Annotated in this window: 10 protein-coding genes; 5 read left to right on the top strand and 5 right to left on the bottom strand. The window is 58.9% G+C overall.

The window, feature by feature from the left end:
* Nucleotides 1-211: 211 nt before the first annotated feature.
* Complete coding sequence (rhtA, locus tag AC07N8_RS22430; RefSeq protein ID WP_483841191.1) at nt 212-1,099, top strand: threonine/homoserine exporter RhtA; 888 nt, start codon at nt 212-214, stop codon at nt 1,097-1,099.
* Between the two features lie 168 nt (nt 1,100-1,267).
* Nucleotides 1,268-1,549: a hypothetical protein gene (locus tag AC07N8_RS22425; RefSeq protein WP_027925802.1), complete on the top strand. Its 282-nt coding sequence runs from the start codon at nt 1,268-1,270 to the stop codon at nt 1,547-1,549.
* Here AC07N8_RS22425 and AC07N8_RS22420 read toward each other — a convergent pair.
* On the bottom strand, nt 1,536-2,108 hold the full coding sequence (locus AC07N8_RS22420) for a TetR/AcrR family transcriptional regulator (protein ID WP_483841192.1): 573 nt from the start codon (nt 2,106-2,108) through the stop codon (nt 1,536-1,538). The genes AC07N8_RS22425 and AC07N8_RS22420 overlap by 14 nt on opposite strands.
* Before the next feature lie 92 nt (nt 2,109-2,200).
* On the opposite strand from AC07N8_RS22420, the gene AC07N8_RS22415 reads away from it, so the two are divergent.
* Complete coding sequence (locus tag AC07N8_RS22415) at nt 2,201-2,929, top strand: SDR family oxidoreductase (protein WP_493145883.1); 729 nt, start codon at nt 2,201-2,203, stop codon at nt 2,927-2,929.
* 36 nt (nt 2,930-2,965) lie between these two features.
* The gene (locus tag AC07N8_RS22410; protein ID WP_493145882.1) at nt 2,966-3,556 is read left to right on the top strand and encodes a 2-hydroxychromene-2-carboxylate isomerase; all 591 of its coding nucleotides are present in this window, start codon (nt 2,966-2,968) and stop codon (nt 3,554-3,556) included.
* Here AC07N8_RS22410 and AC07N8_RS22405 read toward each other — a convergent pair.
* Nucleotides 3,553-4,551, bottom strand: a complete 999-nt coding sequence (locus AC07N8_RS22405; RefSeq protein ID WP_493145881.1) for a zinc-dependent alcohol dehydrogenase family protein — start codon at nt 4,549-4,551, stop codon at nt 3,553-3,555. The genes AC07N8_RS22410 and AC07N8_RS22405 overlap by 4 nt on opposite strands.
* Nucleotides 4,552-4,655: 104 nt before the next feature.
* Here AC07N8_RS22405 and AC07N8_RS22400 point away from each other — a divergent pair, with 104 nt between their 5' ends.
* Nucleotides 4,656-5,576 (top strand): LysR family transcriptional regulator, encoded by a 921-nt coding sequence (locus tag AC07N8_RS22400; protein ID WP_493145880.1) that lies wholly within the window; start codon nt 4,656-4,658, stop codon nt 5,574-5,576.
* On the opposite strand, the gene AC07N8_RS22395 is transcribed toward AC07N8_RS22400, so the two are convergent.
* From AC07N8_RS22395 to AC07N8_RS22385, 3 genes are all read right to left on the bottom strand, one after another.
* A complete protein-coding gene (locus tag AC07N8_RS22395; RefSeq protein WP_483841196.1) occupies nt 5,569-7,377 on the bottom strand; it encodes an aminopeptidase P family protein in 1,809 nt (602 codons plus the stop codon). The genes AC07N8_RS22400 and AC07N8_RS22395 overlap by 8 nt on opposite strands.
* Nucleotides 7,378-7,441: 64 nt before the next feature.
* Nucleotides 7,442-8,599, bottom strand: coding sequence for an aminotransferase class V-fold PLP-dependent enzyme (locus tag AC07N8_RS22390; RefSeq protein WP_493145879.1), 1,158 nt, complete (start codon nt 8,597-8,599; stop codon nt 7,442-7,444).
* Between the two features lie 204 nt (nt 8,600-8,803).
* Nucleotides 8,804-9,418, bottom strand: a complete 615-nt coding sequence (locus tag AC07N8_RS22385; protein ID WP_483841198.1) for a LysE family translocator — start codon at nt 9,416-9,418, stop codon at nt 8,804-8,806.
* Nucleotides 9,419-9,476 lie beyond the last annotated feature (58 nt).

The raw sequence follows: 9,476 nt of genomic DNA, 5'->3' as shown, positions 1-9,476 counted from the left end.
TTTGTTTACCAAGGAGTTTTCCGTTTCGACTGCGCCGGAAGTGGGGCGAATTATAGACATCCAGAATCTGCCGTCAAGCGCTGATTTGGTTTTTCTATCGATCAATCCAAAATCACTGCTATATATAGACGCGCCCGCCACGAATGCGCACTATATTGCCCAACCGCACTACATCAACACTCTCGCTTCCATTTTCGGACGATGCCACGCAATGAATGATCAGCCTCGCAGCCTTGCCTCGACCTTGTTTTCGGTAGGCCTGCTAATAATAGCCATGGCCTCGATCCAGTCCGGAGCGTCCCTGGCCAAAAGCATGTTCCCGGTAATTGGCGCTCAAGGAACCACCACCCTGCGTCTGATGTTCGCCAGTGTGATCATGCTGCTCATGCTGCGGCCATGGCGGGCCAAGCTCACCGCAAAATCCCTGCGCACCGTCATCATCTATGGCATGGCGCTGGGCGGCATGAACTTCCTCTTCTATATGTCGTTACGCACCGTCCCCCTGGGCATTGCCGTAGCCCTGGAATTCACCGGGCCTCTGGCAGTGGCGATCTACGCTTCGCGGCGTGCGATCGACTTTTTATGGATAGCACTCGCGGCTATCGGCTTGCTGCTCTTGATACCTACAGGCGCGACAAGTGCCGGGATTGACCTTGAAGGTGCCGGCTATGCGTTGGGCGCGGGTGTCTGCTGGGCGCTGTACATTCTTTTCGGGCAAAAGGCCGGCGCCGACAACGGTGTGCAGACCGCCGCATTGGGCGTGATGATTGCGGCATTGTTCGTGGCCCCTATCGGCATCGTCCACGCCGGCGCCGCGCTGCTGACTCCGTCGCTGATCCCCGTGGCCATTGGTGTAGCCATTCTGTCCACCGCCCTGCCCTACACGCTGGAGATGGTCGCGCTCACCCGAATGCCCGCCCGTACATTCGGCACATTGATGAGCATCGAACCGGCGATTGGCGCGTTGTCAGGCCTGCTGTTCCTCCAAGAGTACCTCTCACTGTCACAGTGGATGGCTATCTTGTGCATCATTCTGGCTTCCGTGGGTGCGACCATGACCATGGGCAGCAGTGCCAAGCCAGCGGTTGCGGCAGATTGATACAGGATTTGACGCGGGTCTGGTAATTACCGCTCAATTAGGCCATGTTTAGGCCCGTAACCCAGCGCCAGACATGGATTTTTTCAGGATAGGGACATCAGAACGCTTCAGCGAAAGCGAATGCAGCCAGACCCGGGCGCAAGATCCGGGAACGCTATAAGGACAGCAATGAAACGAATTTTGATATTGATCGCCGTACTTGCAGTTGCGGGCTGCGCGGCGACCTCGAAAACATCAGTCAAGCATGGCAAGAAAGGGCTGCATATCAACTGTTCAGGGCTCTCATCCTCGTGGGACAAGTGCTACACCAGCGCCGCCAACTCGTGCGCACCCAAGGGGTACAAGGTCATCGCCAAGTCGGGGGACGCGGTGGAAGAACCAGGCGATTATCCGTTCGGCCTCAATCCCGCCGGCTACACCAGCCGCAGCATGATCGTCATTTGCAAGTAGATTGATGCCGCCCGGCAATCTGGCGGCCAATCTCATCGTAGCTGGACTTCAATACATTCCGCTGGATGTCTGGCGTCGCCAGCATCCGCGCGACCACCAAAGCACCGATGCATTGCGACAAAATGGCCCAAGCCAGGCTGTCGCTCTCCAGGATGCGCGCCCAACTCTCCTGTAGCTGACAAATCCAGCGCTCCGCCTGCTGGCGAACCAGCACATCCGAACGAGCGATCTCTGCACCCAACGCGGGTAATGCGCAGCCGGATTCTGGATGCTCGACATGCGCCATGCTCAAGTAATGCTTGAGGCACCGCTCAAGCTTTTCGCGCCCCTGATCGGCGCTTAATCGCTCCAGGCTTTGGCACAGCTCACGCTCGACGATTGAAGCGAACAGTTCGTCTTTCGACGAAAAATGACTGTAGAAAGCCCCGCCGCTCAGGCCGATCGCCTTCATCAAACCGTCGACACCGACCGTGGAAAAACCTGACTTCTTGGCTGACACCGCGCTGCTTTCCAGCAGCCTCTCTTTGGTTTCCAACTTGTGACTGGCCGAGTAGCGCATTGCCCTCTCCTCAGGATTGATCGTCTTGACGCGTGCCAAATCGTAGCATAACGTTCGTTCAGTTAACGATCGTTTAGCAAAGGGATCAACCTATGAATAACAAGAAGGTCGTACTGGTTGTCGGCGCGGGTGATGCTACTGGCGGCGCAATCGCCAAGCGTTTTGCCCAGGAAGGTTACGTCGCCTGCGTCACCCGACGCAGCGCAGACAAACTTCCGCCGCTGGTCGACGCCATCAAAGCCAACGGCGGTGACGCCTACGGTTTTGCCTGTGATGCGCGCAAGGAAGAAGAGGTGATCGCGCTAGTCGAACAGATCGAAAGCGAGATCGGCCCCATCGAAGCGTTTGTGTTCAATATCGGCGCGAATGTGCCCTGCAGCATTCTTGAAGAAACGGCCCGCAAGTATTTCAAGATTTGGGAAATGGCCTGTTTTTCAGGTTTTCTCAACGCTCGTGAAGTCGCCAAGCGCATGGCCAAGCGTCAACGGGGCACTATCCTGTTCACCGGAGCCACCGCGGGTATGCGCGGTGCCGCGGGATTCGCAGCATTTGCCGGTGCCAAGCACGGAATTCGAGCCCTGGCCCAAAGCATGGCGCGTGAACTTGGCCCCATGAATATCCACGTTGCTCATGTCGTCGTCGATGGGGCTATCGATACCGATTTCATCCGCGAGAGCTTTCCGGAAAAGTACGCGACCAAGGATGAAGACGGAATTCTCAACCCCGAGCACATCGCCGAGAACTATTGGTACCTGCACAGCCAGCCACGGGACGCCTGGACGTTCGAACTGGATTTACGGCCCTGGAGCGAACGCTGGTAAGCCCTCCCCTACAACAATAAACAGAGCGCACCGACCATGAGCAAAACCGTGGAGTTCTATTTCGACCTCGGCAGCCCGGCCACCTACCTGGCCTATACCCAGCTCCCGAAAATCTGCGAGCAAACCGGCAGCCAACTTGTTTACACGCCCATGCTGCTGGGTGGCGTCTTCAAGGCCACCGGTAACGCTTCGCCGGCGGTGATCCCGGCCAAGGGCCGCTACATGTTTCAAGACCTCGACCGCTATGCAAAGCGCTATGGCGTGCCACTCAAATTCAATCCACATTTCCCCATCAATACCCTGATGCTCATGCGTGCGGTGACCGGGATTCAGTTACGTCATCCCGAGCGCTTCATGGCGTTTATCGACTGTCTGTTCACGGCCCTCTGGGTCGAAGGCCGCAGCCTCGATGACCCGGCCACCGTCGCAGCTGTGTTGACACACCACGGATTTGACCCCAACGAAGTACTCGCCCTGACAGCCGACGAGGAAGTCAAAGCTGTCCTCAAGGACAATACCGAGAAAGCCGTACAACGCGGTGTATTCGGCGCGCCAAGCATGTTCGTCGGCAATCAGTTGTTCTTCGGCCAGGATCGGCTGGACTTCGTGGTTGAAGCCCTGAATTAAATCTCGACCACCAACCGCCCCTGCGCACCTCCTGAAACGATCAACTCATGAGCAGCCTCGGCAGTTTCCAGCGTGAACTGCCGAGGATCGAGCAACGGTTTCAACTGACCCGCCTCTATCAGCCGAGTCGCGTCCTGAAGAATCTGCCCATGGTGCTCAAGCCCCTTACCGGTTAACAAAGGCAACAGCGTAAACACCCCGGAATAAGTCGCCCCACGAAATGACAACGGCGCAAGGCTATGTTGTCCCCAGCCCAGACAGCTCACTACATGCCCTTCATAAACCCGAGCTGCCTTGAATGAATTATCCAATACCCCGCCGCCCACCGTGTCATAGACCACATCGAAGCCCTCCCCCGAAGTGAACTCAGCCACATACTCCTCCACCGAAGACGCACGATAATCGATGAACGTTGCGCCAAAGCTTTCAATAAGCCCCTTGTTACCCGTTGAACCCGTCGCGAACACTTCTGCACCGAAAGCCCGGGCAACTTGCGCAGCCACGTGCCCGACACCACCCGCACCACCGTGAATCAGCACTTTCTGACCGGCCCGAACCCGAGCCCGATCAACCAGCCCTTCCCACGCCGTGATCAATACCAAAGGCAACCCTGCCGCCTCGCGCATGTTCAAATTTTTCGGCTTGTGCGCCAGAAGCCGCGAATCAACTACCGCGAACTCAGCCAAGGAGCCCTGCGCACCACCGATTCCGGTCGCCATCGCATAGACCTCATCACCCGGCAGCCATCCACTGACGCCCTCTCCTATCGCCTCAACGATCCCCGCGAGGTCCATGCCCAACACAGCCGGCAATGGCTGCCGTGCATGAGCCGCCTGCCCCGAACGAATCTTGGTATCGAGCGGATTCACCCCGCTGGCCTTGATCCTCACCAGCACCTGGCCCGCCCCCGGCACAGGCCGCGGCAGGGAAACCAAGCGTAAAGGCCCATTGGCCGAGGGCACCATCAGAGCGCGCATTTCAAGTAAGTCAGTCATTTCGGCAAATCCCGTCAGAAGTGGGTGTGGGAGTAATCTTCACCCCGTTCACTCATGCCGATAAGACGCCGTATCGCTATAGTGATCATGCCCATATGGCATCAATGAGAACTCCCGTGGACACACTTAACGCAATGGCCACTTTCGTTCGGGTCGTCGAACGTGGCAGCTTCTCGGCTGTTGCCCGGGAGATGCAGACCAGCCAGCCCACCATCAGCAAGCTACTAAGGGCGCTGGAAACCAGACTGGGCGCCAAGCTGATTAGCCGCAGCACCCGCCAACTGTCACTGACCGATGAAGGTCAGCGCTACTACAACGAATGCCGGCAAATCCTGGCTGCCGTGGACGCGGCGGAACAGCGTTTTCGATCGGGACGCGAATCCGTCGCCGGCAACCTGAAAATCGGTTCATCCGTGAGTTTCGGGCGCTTGCACATTGCACCGCGACTCCCTGAGTTTCTCAAAGCGCACCCTCAGGTTCAGATTGACCTGCAACTCAGCGATCAAAATCAGGACCTGGTCAGTGAAGGGCTGGACGTGACGTTCCGAATCGGCGAGTTGAGCGACAGTAGTCTGCTCGCACGTCACATCGGTACCACGCACCGGATTACGGTTGCAGCGCCTGACTACCTTGAGCAACACGGCGAGCCGCACAGCCCGGAAGAACTCGGCGCGCACAATTGCCTGCAGTTCAATTTGCTGAACAGTCAGAACCTATGGAATTACGAAAGAGGCAACCAACGCCACGAAGTGCGTATCAGGGGCAATGCGCAAAGCAACAACTCCGAGGCAATTCGCGAGTTGGTGCTGGGGGGATTGGGCATTGCGCTGTCGCCGGTGTGGCTGTTCAGCGAGGATCTGCAGGCCGGTCGAGTGAAGGCGATTTTACAAGACTACACGGCACAGTCGCTGCCGATCCATGCCGTGTCCCCGGCGAATCGTCGCCAATCCGCCAGGGTCAGGGCTTTTGTCGACTACATGAGTCAGGCGCTCGAACAAGCGCCTGAACTCCAACCCGTCAAATAGCCGCAGTACGGGTGTTCAACCACTCAAGGGCCGCGCCCTCGAGCAACGGGCTCAAGCGCTCGCGCACTTCGGCGTGGTAAGCGTTGAACCACTGTTTCTCTTCCAGGGTCAGCAGCGACGGCTCCAGGCAACGGGTGTCGATCGGGCACAGTGTCAGGGTTTCGAACTTGAGGAACTCACCAAATTCGCTGGAACCCGCCTCTCGGTTCAGCGCCAGGTTCTCGATACGCACGCCCCAACGGCCCGGACGATAAGTACCTGGTTCGATGGAGGTGATCATGCCCGGTTGCATCGCGGTCTGCGGAGTAGCAGCAGCCTGATAGGCGATGACCTGCGGACCTTCGTGAACGTTGAGGAAGTAGCCGACGCCATGGCCGGTGCCGTGACCGTAGTCGACACTCTCAGCCCAGATCGGCGCGCGAGCGATGGCATCGAGCAATGGCGACAAAATCCCCCGAGGGAATTGCGCGCGGGACAGCGCGATCACGCCTTTGAGCACGCGTGTGCAATCGCGTTTCTGTTCAGCCGTTGGTGTACCGACCGGCACCATTCGCGTGATGTCGGTGGTGCCACCCAGGTACTGACCGCCGGAGTCGATCAGCAACAGACCGTCACCCTCGATCACCGCGTGCTCTTCTTCGGTCGCGTGGTAGTGCGGCATCGCGCCATTGGCGTTGAACGCGGCAATGGTGTTGAAGCTCAGCGACACGTAGCCCGGACGTCGAGTGCGCGCGGCAGTGAGGTGTTCGTCGATGGTCAGTTCGGTGATGCGCTCACGACCCAAGGCCGAGTCCAGCCAAGTGAAGAATTCGCACAGGGCGGCACCGTCCTGCTCCATGGCTTGACGAATATGTTCGGCATCGGCCAGGCTTTTTTGCGACTTGGCGAGCGTGGTCGGGTTCAGGCCTTCAACCAGTTTTACGCCTTTGTCGAGGTTGTCCAGCAAACCGGCGGTGACGCGCGCCGGATCGACTTGCAGGCTCGCGCCGCTCGGCACGGCGCGCAAGGCCGCAGCCACTTCGCTGTAATCGCGCAGGGTCACGCCGTCTTGTTCAAGCACCGCACGCAGTTGAGCATCGACTTTGCTCAGGGCAACGAACAGGGTGGCCTGTTCCTGACTGATCAAGGCGAAGGACACGAACACCGGGTTGAACGACACGTCGCCGCCGCGCAGATTGAACAACCAGGCGATGTCATCGAGGGTCGCGACAAAATGCCAGTCAGCGCCACGATCCTTCAACACCTCGCGCAGTTTCGCCAGTTTCTCGCCACGGCTGACCGTCGCCTGCGGCGGTAAATGCTGATAGATCGGCTCATTCGGCAACGTCGGGCGGTCGCTCCAGACTTCGCTCAACAGATCGATGTCGGTACGCAGGCGGGCGCCGCGCTCTTCGAGTTTGCCACCCAGCGTACGTGCCGACGCCACGGCCATCACCGCACCGTCCACCGCGACGACGCCGCCTTCAGGGGTTTGCTCGGCCAGCCAATCCAACGGGCCAGGTTGACCCGGCTGCAGCTTGACCAGTTCGATGCCGCTGCCCTTGAGCTCCTTGGTCGCTTGCTCCCAGTAACGACTGTCGGCCCAGACGCCGGCAAAATCCGGGGTCACGATCAGTGTGCCGACCGAGCCATGGAAGCCCGATAACCACTGCCGTCCCTGCCAGTAACCCGGCAGATATTCCGACAGGTGCGGATCGGCCGACGGCACCAGCAAGGCATGAATGCCTTCGCGGCTCATCAGTTCGCGGGTTTGCGCCAGGCGCTGTGGCACCGATCCATTGATCGAAGGCTGCGTACTCATCGTGTCTCCTGCTAATCACTTCAGCTTATTGTTGAGTGCCGATCTGAGTCGGCGCTTTAAGGCGCTACTGCCAGAATGCCGGGGCGCTGGCGCAGGCCGCTTTGATCAGTTGCACCGCTTGGTCGATATCTTGATCGGTGGTGAACCGGCCGAGACTCAAGCGGATGGTGCGACTCGCCGAGCGGGCGTCATGCCCCAGGGCCAGCAGCACGTGGGATGGGGCGTTGCTGGCAGAGTTGCAGGCCGACGTCGCAGAAAAAGCGATTGAATGGCTCAACGCCGCAGAATTGAATTCACCTTCGCTGAACGTCAGGCTCAAGGTATGGGGAATGCGCTGGGCCGGGCTGCCATTGAGGCGAACGCCGGGAAGGCTCAGCAACTGCTCAAGCAAACGTTCGCGCAAGCGCACGATCGTGGCTTTCTCTTCATCGAAGACATCGGCGGCCAAGGCGAAGGCCGCGCCCATGGCTGCGATCTGATGAGTCGCCAGGGTGCCGGAACGCAACCCGCCTTCGTGACCACCGCCGTGAATCTGTGCCTGCAAGCGTTGTTGCGCGCGCGGGCCGACGTACAGCGCACCGATGCCTTTGGGGCCGTAGATCTTGTGCGCGGAAAACGACATCAGGTCCACCGGCAGGCGCGCCAGATCAATGGCCACTTTGCCTGCGCCTTGCGCCGCGTCGACGTGAAACAACGCATCGCGTGCACGCACGACTTCACCAATGGCGGCGATATCGTTGACCGTGCCCAGTTCGTTGTTGACCAGCATCAGCGACACCAGAAAGGTGTCTTCACGCATCGCTTCGCTGACCGCTTGCGCCGTGATCAACCCTTCGGCGTCAGGCACCAGGTAGGTGACCGCAACACCGGCGTCCTGCAATTGCTTCGCCGTGTCGAGAATCGCCTTGTGTTCGATCTGGCTGGTAATGATGTGCCCGCCGCTGACACCACGGGCCTGGGCCACGCCCTTGAGCGCGAGGTTGTTGGATTCAGTGGCACCGGAGGTCCAGACAATCTGCTGCGCCGTAGCGCCAACCAGATCGGCGACCTGCTGCCGGGCGTGCTCGACCGACTGTCGGGCTTGCTGACCATAGGCATGGGAGCTGGACGCAGGGTTACCGAAATTGCCGGTAAAACCCAGACACTCGACCATGACCTTGATGACCCGCTCATCCACCGGCGTGGTGGCGGCGTAATCGAAATACAACGGACGCTTATTCATAAAAGACTCGCAGAGCGTGTTCCGGGATCAGGAAGCTCATGACGGAAACGTCAAGGCGCAGCCTTGTGAGCTGCGCCGATATTTCAGCACGTTAGAAATACCTGATCGGAAGCCGTTAAAGAAGAACAACTTCATTTAAAAGTGCGTAGGAACGCTCCTGAAGTCGAGCTTAACAGGCATCGGGCAACCGGTTGAAGCAATGCGTCAGCTAAAGCTTTCAAGAAGTAACGGATACAGCGAAGCCACCAACAGCGCCGCCATGCCCCAGTTGAACAGGCGCAACCAGCGGCGGTCCTTCAACACATTGCGCAACAACGTGCCGCACCCGGCCCAGATGCCGACGCTCGGCAGGTTGATCACGGCAAACACCGCCGCAATGATGATCACATTGGTGAAATATCCCTGCATCGGGGTGTAGGTGCTAATGGCACCGATGGCCATGATCCACGCCTTGGGATTGACCCATTGGAACGCAGCTGCGCCGAGGTAGGTGATGGGTTTGCTTTCGCCGTTCTCGCTCTCGGAGACCGGGCCTGAATGGGCGATTTTCCATGCCAGGTACAGCAAATACGCCGCGCCGACGTAGCGCAGCACGGTGTAGAGCAAAGGATAGGTTTGAAACACGGCACCAAGGCCGAACCCGACGGCGACCACCAGGACAAAGAAGCCGCAGGTGACACCCAACATGTGCGGGATGGTGCGGTTAAAGCCGAAGTTCACACCCGATGCCAGCAACATGGTGTTGTTGGGGCCGGGAGTAATCGAGGTGACGAGCGCAAACAGGGCCAGGCCCATCAGCAGATCGAGTGAAAGTGTCATCAGCGGCAGTCCATTAGGGTCAATCGGGTGTTAAGACCCTATCGCACGCCTTGCCGGA

Source organism: Pseudomonas sp. GW821-FHT10C09, from assembly GCF_059415465.1.
Note: the sequence above shows the minus strand (reverse complement) of the source record. Positions and strands in the feature narration are given on the sequence as shown.